Raw genomic sequence first — 14,594 nt, 5'->3', positions numbered from 1 at the left:
AGTTTGGGATTTGTGGTGTGGTGATCTGGAGTTACGGAGCGACATCACCGATGCCGGTAAATCCGTATCGCTGGTGAGGTCCGATGACTGCTACCTCGAACAGGCCTGTCCCGGTGCGGGTTACGCCGTCCTCGACGAGGGTGAACCGAGCCAGGTTGTCGACCGGGCACAGCATCTTCTTCCACAATTCGATGTCCGAAACCTTTTCCCGCAGGCCTTGAACCACCAGTTCGCCCTGCCACATCCCGTGGCGCCAATCCTGCTCGAGTCCGTAGCCCGTGCCGACACCGATGTAGTTGGGCAGTATCGGTTCGCAGGTGATCTCCAGGATGTGGTCGGATTCGCCTGGTGCACCGGGGCGCCGGAAGTACAGAGTTCCGCTCTTCACCTCGCGAGTACCGGAAATGAACGTGAGCTGGTGGTCCGGTCGACCCAACCACTCCGGCTCGCGCGAGCGGTCCGCCCAGACGCGAGTCGCATCTTCGAGGATTCGGCGTCCCTGCTGATCTTCTTGAACGATCGTGACGATGGTGAAGTCGCCGAATTGCATGATCGAGTAAATCCAGAAGAAGTTCTGACTGCTGGCTATCGCCGGATCTGCCTTGCGTCCAGGCGGTTCCGCTTCGCCGACCGGTCGCACACCCCAGGACCGATCGCGATTACCCCGCCACGTCTCCGGGGTGACCGGGATGACGTCGCCGTCGACGGTCAGGGATCCGGACCATGTTCCGGTCTGCACGAATCGTTGCGTGTCGAAGGTGACTCGTTCGAGCTGGCGATGGAAATGTCTGGCCTCGAGATTGGCGGGGCCGTCGGACTCGAAGGTGAGGTCGAAGCTCAGGTCCGGCGCTTCGGGACTCGGGTCCAACACCACACGTAGGCGGTGCAGACCCTCGATGATTTCGATTCGCAGCGGGCCTACTGACAGGTCCATACGATCGTCACCCAAGGCTCGGGATGCCCGGAAGACAATATGGTCTTCGCCGCGCCGAAGAACCGCAAAGCCGTCGCATACACCAAGATTGGGGTACTGACCGAGACCGATGATGAGAAACAGCGGCTCGGTGTCGCCGTCGACGCCGGCATGGCAGTTGAAGTAGTAGCGGTCGTAGAAGTTTCGATCCGAGGTGCCCACGTGGCGGATGGTCTCGGCGATCTGATGTACCGGGTAGTCGTCGAGCGGGGACAGTGTCATCGTGCATCTCCTGTTGTGAGCGGGGATGTTGCGAGCGACTCCCAATAGGTGCCGTCGAGCATGGCTTCGAGTGTTTTGTGGTGCAGGATCATCTCGTCCGGGTTGTCGGGGAATTCGGCCTGACCGAAAGCCACTGCGCGGCTTTGGACTCGGAACATGATCACCGCGTGCCGCAGCGCGGCGTAAAGGATGTAGAAATCTAGATCCGCAACCTGGTGGCCGGAAAGCGAGCCGTAGGCCTCTGCCACGTCCTCGCGACGAAGGAAGTCCGGCATTCCGGGGAGTCCGGCCATGGCAGCGAGATCCTCGAAGAACCTGTGCTGAAAGATCATCCAGCCGAGGTCCAGCTCACGCGGCCCCAGTGTGGCCATCTCCCAATCGAGGACCGCCGCCGGCTCGAAGTCGCGGTAGATGACATTTCCGATCCGCGAGTCACCCCAGCAGAGCACTGCGGAACCGGCATCGACGGGAAAGTTCGCTTCGATCCAGTCGAAACCGCGCTCGATCAAAGGAGATGCTGGTCCGTCGGCTGTTGCCCACTCGTAATAGCGCCGCTGGTCCTCGAGGTGCGCGCGAAGTGCTTCTGCCCCAGTCGGTTCGGCACCATCGCGGCACAACTCGGGGAGTGCGAGGTGCGGATCGGCCATAGCGTGTAGCTCGGCGAGCACCCGGACCGATGACTGCTGGAGTCGAGAACAGTCGTCGGCCGAAGCTTCCGAGAGCCAGGATCCGAACGTGTACGGCATGACATCGGGCGGGATTTCGCCCTCACGCCGTTCCATCACGAAGAACTCGCCGCCGAGCGCGTCCGGGTTGCTCTCGGACCAGTACACCCGCGGGATCGGCACCGACGTGTGAGCGGCGACGGCGCTCATGACCCGAAACTGCTGGTCCAGGTTGTAAGACGGAAAGATCGGTACCGCACTGTCCCGCGGGGCGATACGGGCGACCAAGCGATGCTCGGCTCGAATCCCGTCCTCGATCCACGTCGCATCGAAAAGCACAGTTTCGTTGGACATGCCGTTCGCGGCCGGCACCTCGACCGAGGTCACGGAAGGTTTCGAACCTCGCCACAGCACGGTCGCGAGCCAGCCTTCGAGGCTGCGCCGCATCTCCGCCGGGTCGTTGCGGGATTCGCCGGGCCTGGCAAATTCGGCGTAGTCGGGATCTTCGCCGGAGGTTTCTGTTTCGGTTCGAAGGTTCATCACCACTCCTCGTGGTTCGGTGGCGCCGATGCGCACGTGCCGATTGTCGATACAATATGTATCGACTAAAGCCGTGACAGAATGTAACGGCCATCACAGCGATACCGCAAGGGATTTGCCCAAAATGTCCAAAGATTCCGAAACTCAGCACCGCCTGGGCCCGCAGCGAAACCCTGCAATCGACGACGCAGTACTGGACGCGACCAGGCAACTGTTGGAAGAAAAGGGGTACGCGGGCACGTCCATCGACGCCATAGCCACGCGTGCGGGAGTAGGACGTCCAGCCATCTACCGTCGGTGGCCGTCGAAGGCACACATCGTCAACGACGCGATCTATCCCGTACTCGACGTCGAACAGGGCGCGGACATCGACACCGAACTCGGCACCGAGGGCACGATCACGGATCAGATCCGCGCGCTGGTGCACGGCGCGGTTGCTCTGTTCGCAGCTCCCGCCACACGAGCCGCTGCTCCCGGATTGATGAGCGAAGTGCGAACAAACGCGGAATTACGCGACGTTCTCGTGGTGCGGCAACTGGCCGGAGTCCGCGTCGAGCTGAACCGTCGACTCGAGGCGGCGAGAGAGCGCGGCGACATCCGAAGCGGCGTCGACGCCGACGCTCTTCTCGACATCATGGCTGGCGCGGCCATCTTCGCGCTGTCGGTTCGTGACGTCTCGGACCCGGGACCGTTTGCCGATTCTCTTGCCGACATAGTGCTGAACGGCATACTCCCCGAGGCCCACTAGGCCCGAGCCCCGCCGACTATCCTGTGGGGCATGACCGAGCCTGTAGCGACCGCTGACCTTGCCGACGAGATCGGACCCGACATCCGTAGCTGCGACACGCAGTTCACCCAGTTCGGTGGACGTGAAGTGTTTGCCGGCCCCATCACCACCATCAAGTGCTTCCAGGACAACCTGCTCGTGAAGCAGACCCTCAGCGAACCGGGCAACGGCGGAGTCCTCGTCGTCGACGGTGACGCGAGCATCCACACCGCCCTGGTCGGCGACATCATTGCCGGCCGCGGCGTCGACAACGGTTGGGCCGGTGTCATCGTCAACGGAGCCGTCCGCGACTCCGCGATCCTGCGCACCCTCGACATCGGCGTCAAGGCTTTGGGCACCAACCCGCGCAAGAGCACGCAAACCGGTTCGGGCGAGAAGAACGTGCCGATCGAAATCGGCGGAGTCACCTTCAACCCCGGCGAGATCGTCTACAGCGACCAGGACGGCGTCGTCGTTCGCGAAAGCTAGTCAGAAGTCGCGGGATCAGGCGGGGGCTTCCACTTTGGCGGCCATCCCGCCGATCTCGACGACATCGCCGTCACGAAGCTGACGGCCACGGCGATCCTCGACCTCACCGTTGACCGAAACCATGCCGTCGGCGATCACTTCCTTGGCCTCCGCGCCCGATTCGATGAGGTTCGCGAGCTTGAGAAACTGACCGAGCCGAATCATTTCGTCGCGGATGGGTACTGCTGGAATGTTGTCGGTCATGTCAATCATCTTCCTCCTCCCACAAAACTGGACACGACAGACCACACTTAGCGTGAGGATCTGATCGACCGGTAGGAGAGGAAGCTCGATGGCACCATTGACCGAGGTATCGGACACCACTGCAGAGTTGGTGGAATCGCCACCCGAAAATCCGCGCCAGGCGCGTCGATTCCGCAAAGGGCGGTTCAGCCAGGTTCCCCATATCTCGGGACTGATCCTCGGAGTCTTCTCCGTACTGGTGTTCCTGTGGAGCATCTCGCCGGTACTGCGGCACATCCTCCGCGTCCCACGCGAATACATCGACAGCTACTACTTCGACGCACCGGATACGAGCCTGTCGTGGGCGCTCGTCGTCGCCCTGCTCGCCGCCGCCCTCGCGAGCCGCAAGCGCATCGCCTGGTGGCTGCTGACGATCTACCTGTCACTGATCACCCTCACCAACATCGCCTCCGCGATCGTCGACAAGAACCCGAACAACGCCGTGGCCGTTGTCGTTTTGCTTGTCGTGATCGGAATTCTCATCGCGGCGAGGCCCGAGTTCTACACACGCGTACGGCGCGGCGCCGGCTGGAAAGCACTCGGCGTGCTGATCGGCGGCATGGCTGTCGCGACCGTGATCGGTTGGGGCCTTGTCGAACTCTTCCCAGGTGACCTGCCGCAGAACCAGCGATTCCTCTGGGCCCTGAACCGCGTCACCGCTGCAGCTTCGGTCGACAACGAGGTGTTCGACGGCCACCCGCGTGTCTTCGTCAACACGGTCCTCGGTCTCCTCGGTGCCATCGCGCTACTCGCCGCGGTCATGACGCTCTTCCGCGCGCAACGCTCCAACAACGCCCTCACCGGAAATGACGAGTCCGCGATCCGCGGGTTGATCCAGAACTTCGGTGCCGACGACTCTCTCGCTTACTTCGCCACCCGCCGCGACAAGGCGGTCATCTTCGCGCCGAGCGGCAAGGCCGCGATCACGTACCGCGTCGAGATCGGCGTCTGCCTCGCCAGTGGTGATCCCATCGGTGATCCTGAAGCGTGGCCGCACGCCATCGAAGCGTGGCAGGGGCTCGCATCGCAGTACGGCTGGGCGACGGCCGTCATGGGCGCCAGCGAAACCGGGGCGACGGCATACAAGAAGGCGGGCCTGAGCGTCCTGCAGCTCGGCGACGAAGCGATCCTGCGCACCCGCGAGTTCAATCTCAACGGACGCGACATGCGCCCGGTGCGCCAGGCCGTCACTCGCGTGAGGCGTCACGGCGTCACCGTGCGGATGCGACGCCATCGCGACATCCCGCCCGAGGACATGGCAGCCGTCATCATCCGCGCCGACGACTGGCGCGACACCGACACCGAGCGCGGCTTCTCCATGGCGCTCGGCCGACTGGGCGATCACCTCGACGGCGACTGCCTCCTCGTCGAAGCCGTCATGGGTGACGGCACCGAGGACGAAAGCGTCGTCGGCATGCTCTCGCTCGTGCCGTGGGGACCGAACGGTGTTTCGCTCGACCTGATGCGCCGTAAGCCGACGGCGCCCAACGGTGTCGTCGAATTGATGGTCTCGGAGTTGGCCACACGTTCGGACGAGATCGGCGTCGTGCGAGTTTCGCTCAACTTCGCCGTGTTCCGCTCGGTGTTCGAGGAAGGTTCGCGCATCGGCGCGGGCCCGATCCTCCGCATCTGGCGCTCGGTGCTCGTCTTCTTCTCCCGCTGGTGGCAGCTCGAAGCGCTGTACCGCTCGAACGTGAAATACCAGCCGGATTGGGCGCCGCGCTTCCTCTGCTTCGAGGACAACCGCGAACTGCCGCGCGTCGGATTCGCGTCGGCCATCGCCGAAGGCTTTGTGGTTCTGCCCAGTTTCGGGCGCAAGTCCAGCCAGGTCGTCAAGCACACGGGCACGCATGCGGCGGTGCCGGCAGCTCTGGTGACGTCCGAAGGACTGCATGCCGACGGCAGCCCGCCGGACTCGGCGCCGACGTTCACGACCAACGGTCCGCGTCGACCCGAGCAGGTCCGGGTGCGCATGAACAAACTTGCGCAACTGGCCGACGAAGGGATCGCCGCCTACCCCGTCGCCTATCCGCCGACCCACACGATTGCCGCCGCAGCGAAGTCACCGGAGGGCACCCGCGTGCGAATCGCGGGACGCCTCCTGCGGGTCCGCGACTACGGCGGAGTGGTGTTCACGGACGTGCGCGACTGGTCCGGCGACATCCAGGTTCTGGTCGATCAGGACAACGTCGGCCGCGAGAAGTTGGCGGAGTTCGCTGCCGAGTTCGATCTCGGTGACCTGATCGAAGTCAGCGGAACCATCGGGCGCAGCCGCAAGGGCGAGCTGTCGCTCATTGCCGTCGAGTGGCGCATGAACGGCAAGTGCCTGCACCCGCTGCCGGACAAGTGGAAAGGCCTCTCGGATCCCGAGACCCGCGTCCGCCAGCGGTACCTCGACATCGCCCTCAACCCGAAGGCCCGCGAACTGCTCGAGGCCCGAAGCGCCGTCGTGAAGTCGCTGCGCGATTCACTCGGTGGTCGCGGATACCTCGAAGTCGAGACCCCGATTCTGCAGCAGGTGCATGGCGGCGCGAATGCCGCTCCGTTCCTGACACACATCAACGCGTACAACCTCGACCTCTATCTCCGCATCGCACCCGAGCTGTACCTGAAGCGGTTGTGCGTCGCCGGTATGGAGAAGGTGTTCGAGATCGGCCGCGTGTTCCGCAACGAGGGCGTCGACTTCAAACACAATCCCGAGTTCACGATCCTCGAGGCATACGAAGCCCACAGCGACTACGAGGGCATGATGCGGATGTGCCGCGAGCTGATCCAGGCGGCGGCCGTCGCAGCATTCGGTCGCGAGATCATCATGCGTCCCGGCCCGGACGGCGAACTGGTCGAGGTCGACATCTCCGGTGAGTGGCCGGTGAAGACGATGCACGGCGCCGTCGCCGAAAAACTTGGTGTCGACGTCTCCCCCGAGACAAGTCTCGAAGACCTGCAGAAGTTGTGCGACGCCAACGAGATCCCGTACCAGTCCAGCTGGGATACCGGCGCCATCGCGCAGGAAATGTACGAGCATCTGGTCGAGGACTACACGGAGTTTCCGACGTTCTACACCAACTTCCCCACCTCGATGTCGCCGCTCACCCGGCCGCACCGCAGCATCCCCGGCGTCGCCGAGAAGTGGGACCTGGTGGCGTGGGGCGTCGAACTCGGAACCGCATACAGCGAGCTGACCGACCCTGTGGATCAGCGCAACCGGCTCACCGAGCAGTCGATGCTCGCGGCCGGCGGCGACCCGGAAGCGATGGAATTGGACGAAGACTTCCTCCAAGCCCTCGAACACGCGATGCCGCCGACGGGTGGTCTCGGGATGGGCGTCGACCGAATCGTCATGCTGATCACGGGTGGCAGCATCCGCGAGACGCTGGCCTTCCCCCTCGCGAAACCGCGTCAGTAGTCCGGATTCTCGCGTGCCGGAATTGTTCCACGTGAAACCACCGGGCGAGATCTTGCAGGTCGGCGAGAGCCGACTGCATGTTCTTGCCGAGGGCGACGGCCCCGTCGTCGTCCTGTGCGGTGGGCTGGCGGGCAATTGGTTCGACTGGGATGACTGCGCGCGTCATCTTCAGTCGGACCACACCGTCGTCCGCTTCGATCGCCCGGGCTTCGGGCTCAGCGAGCCTACTTCCGAAGTTCCGACCGTCCGCGGCGAAGCTCAGCGGATCCGCGACGTGCTCGACACTCTGGGACTGAGTGGTCCGGCCGTGGTGGTCGGCCACTCCATCGCCGGCTTCTACGTCGAAGGCTTCGCGCGCCTGTTCCCCGATCGGGCGGCGGGGATGCTCCTCCTCGATTCCAGTGCCGAGAAGGAGCCGAAACGTCTTTTCCCCCGCGACCTGCTGCTGATCGCCTCCCGAGCCGCCGCGGCTTCGTTCAGCACCACCGGGCTCCAACGACTCCTCGGTACGACGACGCGCAAGATCCTCAACCAGTCCGTGCCGCCGAGCGGGTCGTCCGAAGCCACTCTCGAATGGGTGCGGAAGATCTACCGCGAGCCTCATTATCTGGAAGCGGCGATGATCGAATACGTCGCGTACACCGATATGGCGCTGGAGCTCACCGCTTTACGACGCTCGAGCAAGCATCCACTGCCCGACATCGACCTCAGCGTCGTTGCTGCACACACTGGCCACACCACTCCCTGGTCCATCGCCTGGATGGCAAAGCAGCAGAAACTCGCCACCTACCTCGGTGGGAGTTTTCACGTCCTGCGCCCGGCGCATCACCACGCGATGATCGACCAACCCGAGGAGTTGGCGAACTTGATTCGGCGCCTCACGCAGCCGAATCGTCGGGGATGACACTTAAAGTTACAACTCGGACAGTAGCCGGATCATTGCTAGTCTCGGACAGCTTCTGCTTTCTACGACAGGCTGACCATGGACCGTTCGACACGTCGGGTGCGCTCGTGCCTGATTTTCGTGGCGATCCTCGTTGTCGCCCTGGCGGGCATCGCCGCCCGTCCGCCCGGTTTTCTGTCGACCTTCTGGCCCGCCAACGCGATCCTTCTGGGCATTCTCCTCCGTAACCCGCGCTCGTTTGCGCCGATCGGACTCGCTGTCGGCGGCGCAGCGCTGCTGACGGCGGATCTTGCGACCGGAAGCCCCGTGCAGAGGGCCTTCGAACTGAATGCGATCAATCTGGTCGGCGTCACGACAGGATTGATCGCCGCGAACTTGCTCGGCTGCTTTCCGCGGCGAATCTCCGAGACGAAGTACACGGCCAGAATCTTCCTCATCTCGGTTCTGGCGTCGTTCACGGCCGGGTCCGCCAGCGCACTACGCACTCAACTCCACGAAGGAAGCGGTGCGGCAACGGAATTGGTGGGGTGGTTCTTCGCCGACCTGTGTACGTATCTGATCGTGCTGCCGATCGTTCTGTCGGCACCGACGCTCGAACACATTCGAAGAACCTGCGGGCCGTCCGTGCGGCAGAGTCTGCGCTTGAGGCGGCTCGCACAGATCCTGGCGCCTCTGGCCGCTCTCCTGGCCTGTCTGCCACTCGCCCTGGAGGTTCAGGGAGCCCTTGCGCTGCTGCTGCCGATGCCGGCGCTCCTGTGGTGCGCAATGCGTGTCTCACTGTTCAGCACTTCACTCCTGGCAGCCGGATGGAGCGCGTGGGCACTGGTCATGGCGGGTAAGGGACGTCTGGCACTGGCAGATCCGGTGCACCTACTCAGTGAGGGGGTGACCACCCGGATCTCCGTCATCTTGATGGCACTCTCCCCCATCGCCGTAGCCGTCGCCACTGGCGCACAGCGGCGCGCTGAGCGAGAACTCCAACGCATCGCCGAATGCGACGCCCTCACCGGAACGCTGAGTCGCCACGCGTTCTGGACCCAATCGCAGGAACTCCTCGACGCCCAGCACGCGGCACAACGACCGATCGCCGTCATGATGCTCGATCTCGACCACTTCAAATCGATCAACGACAACCTCGGTCACCTCACCGGCGATTCGGTCCTCGAACAGTTCGGAAACACCCTCCTCGCCGCTACCGAAGGGCTGGGACTCTCCGGCCGACTGGGTGGTGAAGAATTTGCCGTCGCCGCCGCCGACTGCACCTTCGAGGAAGCCATCCACCTCGCGGAGCGCATCAGAGAGGCGCAAGAGGCCCACGCGCGATCCATTCGCGGTTTCGCGGGAACGGTCAGTATCGGCGTCGCCTGGGCCGATCGCGCGATGCCGGGCATGGAGACTCTGCTCGATATCGCCGACAACGCGATGTACCAGGCAAAACGCGACGGCCGAAACCTCGTGGTGGCGTTCGATCTCTACATGGCAAGGTGACGTAGGTGCAACTACTCCTGATCCGACACGCGCTCCCCGAACTGGCCGAGGTCACCGAAGGCCGCGCAGATCCCTCGCTGACCGACGAAGGTCGTGCCCAGGCACTACGGCTGCCCGCAGCACTGGCGCCGTACCGGATCACCGGACTCTTCAGCAGCCCGCAGAAGCGCGCACTCGAGACCGCAGCCCCGGTAGCGCAGATATTGGGCCTTCCGGTCACCCAGCGCGAGGGTCTGGCGGAATACGACTACGAGCAGCCGCACTACATCCCGATGCACGAGGTCCTGGAGCGGGCGCCGGAAACCTATGCGCGAATCAAAGCCGGCTGGCTCCCCGAGTCGGTGGACGGCGACGCCTTTCGTGCGCGAGTCCTCGGTGCGATCGACGAGATAGTCGCGGCAACGGACAACGACGCCACCGTGGCGATCTTCTGCCACGGCGGCGTCGTCAACATCGTTCTGCAGGAACTGCTCGGACTGGAGCGCCCGTTGACCTTCCCGATCGAGTACGTGTCCGTCACGCGCATTCTCGTGTCGCGAAACGGAAGCCGCAGGGTCGGGTCGATCAACGAAACCGGTCACGTACGCAACATGCTTCGCGTGTAGTCACACGTTGTGGCACGCCACCTGATGGCCGCCCTCGACGAGACGCAGCTCGGGAACTACCTCGGCGCAGAGATCAGTAGCCAGCGGGCACCGCGTGCGGAAGCGGCAGCCACTGGGCGGATTGAGCGGCGAGGGCAGTTCGATGACCTTCTGCTCGACGTTCTGCGCCGCAGTGACGGTGGCGTCGGGATCGGGAATCGACGCCAGCAGTAGCTGCGTATACGGGTGCAGCGCGCGGTTCTGCATGTCTTCTGCGGGAACGATTTCGCAGACGCGGCCCAAGTACATGATCATCACGCGGTCACTGATGTTCTTCACGACGGCCATGTTGTGCGCAATGAACAGCAGCGACAGCCCGTGACGCTTCTTCGCGTCCTCGAGCAGGTTCAGAATCTGCGCCTGCACGGACACGTCGAGGCTCGAGACCGGCTCGTCACAGATCAGGACCTTGGGGTCGAGCATCAATGCGCGGGCGATGCACACGCGCTGGCACTGACCACCCGAGAGTTCGCGTGGGGTTCGGTCCCACACCATGTCCGGGTCCAGCCCGACCTCGGCAAGAACCTCGCGCGCCCGAGCTTCGATGGCAGCCTTGTCTTTTCCACCCCAGATCGACGGACCCTCGGTGATGAGAGCCTTGACCTTGCGACGGGGATTCAGGGAGGAGATGGGATCCTGAAAGATCATCTGCAACTGAGTGCGGCTGCGACGCAATTCTTCCGCGCCCAGTGCCGTCATTTCCGTCTCTCCGAGGCGGATCGAGCCCGACGTCGGTGAGGGCAACTGCATGATCGCCCGGCCCGCCGTGGACTTGCCACAGCCGGATTCACCGACCACGCCCAAGGTTTCGCCCGGAGCGACGGTGAAGCTGATCCCGGACACGGCGTGAACGGTCTGGCCCTTGCCGACGTTGAATTCGACGACCAAGTCCTCGACCGTCAGGGCCGCGTCCACCGTCTCGGACTTCCTGGTATCCACTGATGCAGTCATCAGACCATCTCCTTCACCGCGAGCGTCAGGCCCGCTGCGGTAGTGCCGGCCTTCTCGTTGGCGACCAATGCCGTTGTGCCTTCGGGGGTGTCGACCGGGTAGTGGCACGCGAACGTGTGGCTTTCGGTTGTGTTGTCCCCCGGTCCGCCGGGAGCCAGGGCCGGGTCGCCGGTCAGGCAGTCGTCCTGGGCGTATCGGCAGCGAGCGGCGAAGCGGCAACCGGTGATCGGCTTCGTCATGTCCGGGAGTCCACCCGGAATTGTCTGCAGCACTGTGTGCGTCGGTGATTCGAGTCGCGGAATCGCGGCCATCAGCGCTTCGGTGTACGGGTGGCGAGGACGAGTGAACAACTCTTCGGTTGCCGACGTTTCCACGACGGAACCGGCGTACATGACGGCGACACGGTCCGATCGCCCCGAGACCACACCGAGGTCGTGGCTGATCAGGATGACGGCCATGTTGAGCTTGTCATTCAGTGAGGCGAGCAGATCGAGAATCTGCTTCTGCACCGTCACGTCGAGAGCGGTGGTCGGCTCGTCGGCGATCAGCAGTTTCGGCTCGCAGGCCAGCGCCATCGCGATGACCACACGCTGTCGCATACCTCCCGAAAGTTCGTGGGGGTACTGGTCGAGCCGACGCTTGGGCTCGGGGATACCCACCATCGACAGGAGTTCCGCTGCGCGATCGCGCGCCGCGTCCTTCTTCAGACCCAGGTGGAACTTCAAGGATTCGGTGATGTGGGTACCGATGCGCTTGAACGGATTGAGCGAGGTCATCGGATCCTGGAAGACCATGGCGATCTCGGGTCCCCAGAAGTGCTTCATCTCCGACTTCCTCATCGTCGACATGTCGCGGCCGGCAAACGTCACCGTCCCGCTGATGTCGAGAGCCGGACCCTTCTGGAGCAGTCCCATGATGGTGCGCCCGAGAACCGACTTGCCGGAACCGGATTCACCCACGATGCCGAGAGTCTCGCCGGCGGAGACGTGGATCGAGACACCGTCGACTGCTCGCAACTGGCCACGGGGAGTGGCGAATACGGTTCTGATGTTGTCCGCCTGCAGTAGCGGAACGCCGTGCTGAGCTGAAGTGGTCACAGCTTACTCCGATACTTCTCGCCGATGAGGTTGAAGGAGAACACCGTCAGGAAGAGGAAGACGCCTGGTACCAGGACGATGAACGGATGCTTCTCCACGATCCCGCCCTGACCTTCCGCAATCATGTTGCCCCAGGTCGGATCAGGTTGTGCGATACCGAGTCCGAGGAAGCTCAGTGATGCTTCCGCGACGATCAGGCCGGAGACGGCCACCAGGCCGAGCGCGGCGACGGGAACGAGGACGTTGGGAACCAACTCGCGCCAGATGACGCGCCATTTGGTGGCGCCCATGGCTCTCGCGGCAAGCACGAACTCCCGTTGGGCGACGACGATGGTGTTTGCCCTGGCGATTCGAACCATGCTGGGAATGCAGAGAATCGACAGTGCGAGGGTGATGTTGCGCAGGTTCGACGTGAGCACCGCGGCCAGTGCGATGAGCAGCACCAGAGAAGGAATGGCCAGCAGCGAGTTGGTCAGGATTCCGACCACGGCGTCGACCTTGCCACGGAAATAGCCGGCCATGACGCCGATGGTGCCACCGATGATCATGCCGATCAGCACGGCGCAGATGGCGACAGTCAAGGAAGCGCGCGCACCGAACAGGGCGCGGGCGAGCAGGTCGAGACCGAAGTTGTTGGTACCCAACGGATGATCGGAGAGCAGGCTCGGCGATGCGAAGCCCGGCTCGGCCAAGGTCTTGACCGTGTCCTTGTACTCACCGAGCGGCAGCAGCGGCGCGAAGATCGCGGCCAGGATCAGCGCGACCAGCCAGATGCACGCCAACCAGTACGAGAGATCGAACTGACTGCCCCACTTGGACGTACCGAGTTTGCCGAGCCCCTTGAAGAGGAAAACCAGGGCAACGAGCGCGAGCACGATGCGGACGGTCATCATGATCGCTGAACCGAAGAGTGCGGTGCCGAGCAGCGCAACGCCGACCACTGTGAGAATCGATCCGATCAGGACCAGATTCTTGGGCTGTTCCAGCGTCTCGACGGGACCGGGAGCCAGCAGGACTGTCTGCTGCCGGTATGTCATCACCTCGGACGGGGCCGGCGACGGGGCCGCTCCGTCTGGCGTCACTTCAGACATGGACACGACGACTCCTCGGGTCAAGATAGGTGTACAGAACATCGATCGCACTGTTGACGAGGACGTAGATGACCGCGATCACGACCACCGCGCCGAGCAGCATCGGCGAATCACCCTGCTGCGCTGCGCGGACGATGAGCGTGCCCATTCCGGGCAGCGAGAACAGCGTCTCGACGATCACGGTGCTGCCGATCATGCCGCCGAGAGCCAGACCCATCATCGTGATGAGCGAGAACGACGACGGGCGGAGCGCGTCACTGAAAAGCACTCGCAGCGTGGGCATTCCCTTGGCCTTCGACGCGAGGATGTAATCCTCACGGAGCGTCGTCACCAGGTCGGATCGGAGAACGCGAGTGAACATCGCCATCTCGAGGAGGCTGATGGTGATCGCGGGAAGTATTGCGTGTGAGAGGTTTCCGGAGAGGCTGTCGCCGATGCGCACCCACTGTGATCGCGGGAACCAGCCGAGCCAGTTGACGGTGACCATGATCAGCAACAGACCGGCGAGGAAGCTCGGGACGGAAAGAACACCGAATGTCGCGGCGCTGATGACGCGGTCGATGACGCCGCCTTCGTGGTGCGCCGACCAGAGTGCGAGCGGAACTGCGACGACGAGTGCGATGACCAGACCCATCACTGCCAACTGAACGCTGACGGGGAGAGCGGAACTGATCGCGGTGAGGACGTCCTGTTGCGGGGGAACGAGCGAGTTGCCGAGGTCGCCCTGGAGAGCGCTGGTCAGCCAGTCCCAATAGCGAACCAGGAGTGGATCGTTGAGTCCGAGCTGCTGCCGAACTTCCTCGTACTCGGCAGGCGTTCGGCCTTCACCGAGAACGGAGACAGCGGGATCGCCGGGGATCAGTGATGCCAGCACGAAGGTTCCGAAGCTGACGATCAGGATCACAATGACGAGCTGGCCCAATTTCTTACCTATTGCGCCGATGTTCATCGATTTCGTCTCCTTCGGACAGCGAGCTCGCAATACACAGCAGTTCCTCTGATTTCATTTCTTCGTTCGCAGCCGGCCCCGATCCGCTGCAATACGGGCGCGGGGCCGGCTGTGAACTTCAGGCTCT

Annotated in this window: 13 protein-coding genes; 6 read left to right on the top strand and 7 right to left on the bottom strand. The window is 63.4% G+C overall.

The window, feature by feature from the left end:
• Positions 1–31: 31 nt before the first annotated feature.
• Both RHP72_RS00520 and RHP72_RS00515 read right to left on the bottom strand, forming a co-directional pair.
• Positions 32–1,195, bottom strand: coding sequence for a hypothetical protein (locus RHP72_RS00520; protein WP_311094183.1), 1,164 nt, complete (start codon positions 1,193–1,195; stop codon positions 32–34).
• Positions 1,192–2,400 carry a phosphotransferase family protein gene (locus tag RHP72_RS00515; protein ID WP_311094182.1) on the bottom strand — a complete coding sequence of 403 codons (1,209 nt, stop codon included), beginning with the start codon at positions 2,398–2,400 and terminating at the stop codon, positions 1,192–1,194. Before RHP72_RS00515 ends, RHP72_RS00520 begins: the two co-directional genes overlap by 4 nt.
• 124 nt (positions 2,401–2,524) lie before the next feature.
• Here RHP72_RS00515 and RHP72_RS00510 point away from each other — a divergent pair, with 124 nt between their 5' ends.
• Together RHP72_RS00510 and rraA are read left to right on the top strand one after the other, a co-directional pair.
• Positions 2,525–3,148, top strand: a complete 624-nt coding sequence (locus RHP72_RS00510; RefSeq protein WP_065351730.1) for a TetR/AcrR family transcriptional regulator — start codon at positions 2,525–2,527, stop codon at positions 3,146–3,148.
• A gap of 30 nt (positions 3,149–3,178) precedes the next feature.
• Positions 3,179–3,655, top strand: a complete 477-nt coding sequence (gene rraA / locus RHP72_RS00505; RefSeq protein WP_003943552.1) for a ribonuclease E activity regulator RraA — start codon at positions 3,179–3,181, stop codon at positions 3,653–3,655.
• A 15-nt stretch (positions 3,656–3,670) separates the two neighbouring features.
• Here rraA and RHP72_RS00500 read toward each other — a convergent pair whose 3' ends face one another.
• Positions 3,671–3,898, bottom strand: coding sequence for an RNA-binding S4 domain-containing protein (locus RHP72_RS00500; protein ID WP_003943569.1), 228 nt, complete (start codon positions 3,896–3,898; stop codon positions 3,671–3,673).
• Between the two features lie 88 nt (positions 3,899–3,986).
• On the opposite strand from RHP72_RS00500, the gene lysX reads away from it, so the two are divergent.
• The 4 genes from lysX (at position 3,987) to RHP72_RS00480 (ending at position 10,340) form a co-directional block, all read left to right on the top strand.
• Positions 3,987–7,343, top strand: coding sequence for a bifunctional lysylphosphatidylglycerol synthetase/lysine--tRNA ligase LysX (gene lysX / locus RHP72_RS00495; protein WP_311094181.1), 3,357 nt, complete (start codon positions 3,987–3,989; stop codon positions 7,341–7,343).
• 13 nt (positions 7,344–7,356) lie between these two features.
• Complete coding sequence (locus RHP72_RS00490; protein ID WP_007735816.1) at positions 7,357–8,247, top strand: alpha/beta fold hydrolase; 891 nt, start codon at positions 7,357–7,359, stop codon at positions 8,245–8,247.
• Between the two features lie 78 nt (positions 8,248–8,325).
• Positions 8,326–9,735 (top strand): diguanylate cyclase, encoded by a 1,410-nt coding sequence (locus RHP72_RS00485; protein WP_054188716.1) that lies wholly within the window; start codon positions 8,326–8,328, stop codon positions 9,733–9,735.
• Between the two features lie 5 nt (positions 9,736–9,740).
• Positions 9,741–10,340 carry a histidine phosphatase family protein gene (locus RHP72_RS00480; RefSeq protein WP_003943544.1) on the top strand — a complete coding sequence of 200 codons (600 nt, stop codon included), beginning with the start codon at positions 9,741–9,743 and terminating at the stop codon, positions 10,338–10,340.
• On the opposite strand, the gene RHP72_RS00475 is transcribed toward RHP72_RS00480, so the two are convergent.
• Genes RHP72_RS00475 through RHP72_RS00460 form a run of 4 tightly spaced genes read right to left on the bottom strand, consistent with a single transcriptional unit; the run spans position 10,341 to position 14,467 of the window.
• Positions 10,341–11,330: an ABC transporter ATP-binding protein gene (locus RHP72_RS00475; protein WP_058227385.1), complete on the bottom strand. Its 990-nt coding sequence runs from the start codon at positions 11,328–11,330 to the stop codon at positions 10,341–10,343.
• Complete coding sequence (locus tag RHP72_RS00470; protein WP_311094180.1) at positions 11,330–12,427, bottom strand: ABC transporter ATP-binding protein; 1,098 nt, start codon at positions 12,425–12,427, stop codon at positions 11,330–11,332. The genes RHP72_RS00475 and RHP72_RS00470 overlap by 1 nt, the downstream gene beginning before the upstream one ends.
• Positions 12,424–13,518, bottom strand: coding sequence for an ABC transporter permease (locus RHP72_RS00465; protein WP_007735813.1), 1,095 nt, complete (start codon positions 13,516–13,518; stop codon positions 12,424–12,426). The genes RHP72_RS00470 and RHP72_RS00465 overlap by 4 nt, the downstream gene beginning before the upstream one ends.
• Complete coding sequence (locus tag RHP72_RS00460) at positions 13,511–14,467, bottom strand: ABC transporter permease (RefSeq protein ID WP_003943571.1); 957 nt, start codon at positions 14,465–14,467, stop codon at positions 13,511–13,513. The genes RHP72_RS00465 and RHP72_RS00460 overlap by 8 nt, the downstream gene beginning before the upstream one ends.
• Between the last annotated feature and the right edge of the window lie 127 nt (positions 14,468–14,594).

Source organism: Rhodococcus sp. SG20037 (assembly GCF_031763325.1).
Taxonomy (GTDB): Bacteria; Actinomycetota; Actinomycetes; order Mycobacteriales; family Mycobacteriaceae; genus Rhodococcus_F; species Rhodococcus_F qingshengii.
The sequence above is the reverse complement of the archived record's forward strand: the minus strand, read 5'-3'. Positions and strand labels throughout refer to the sequence as shown.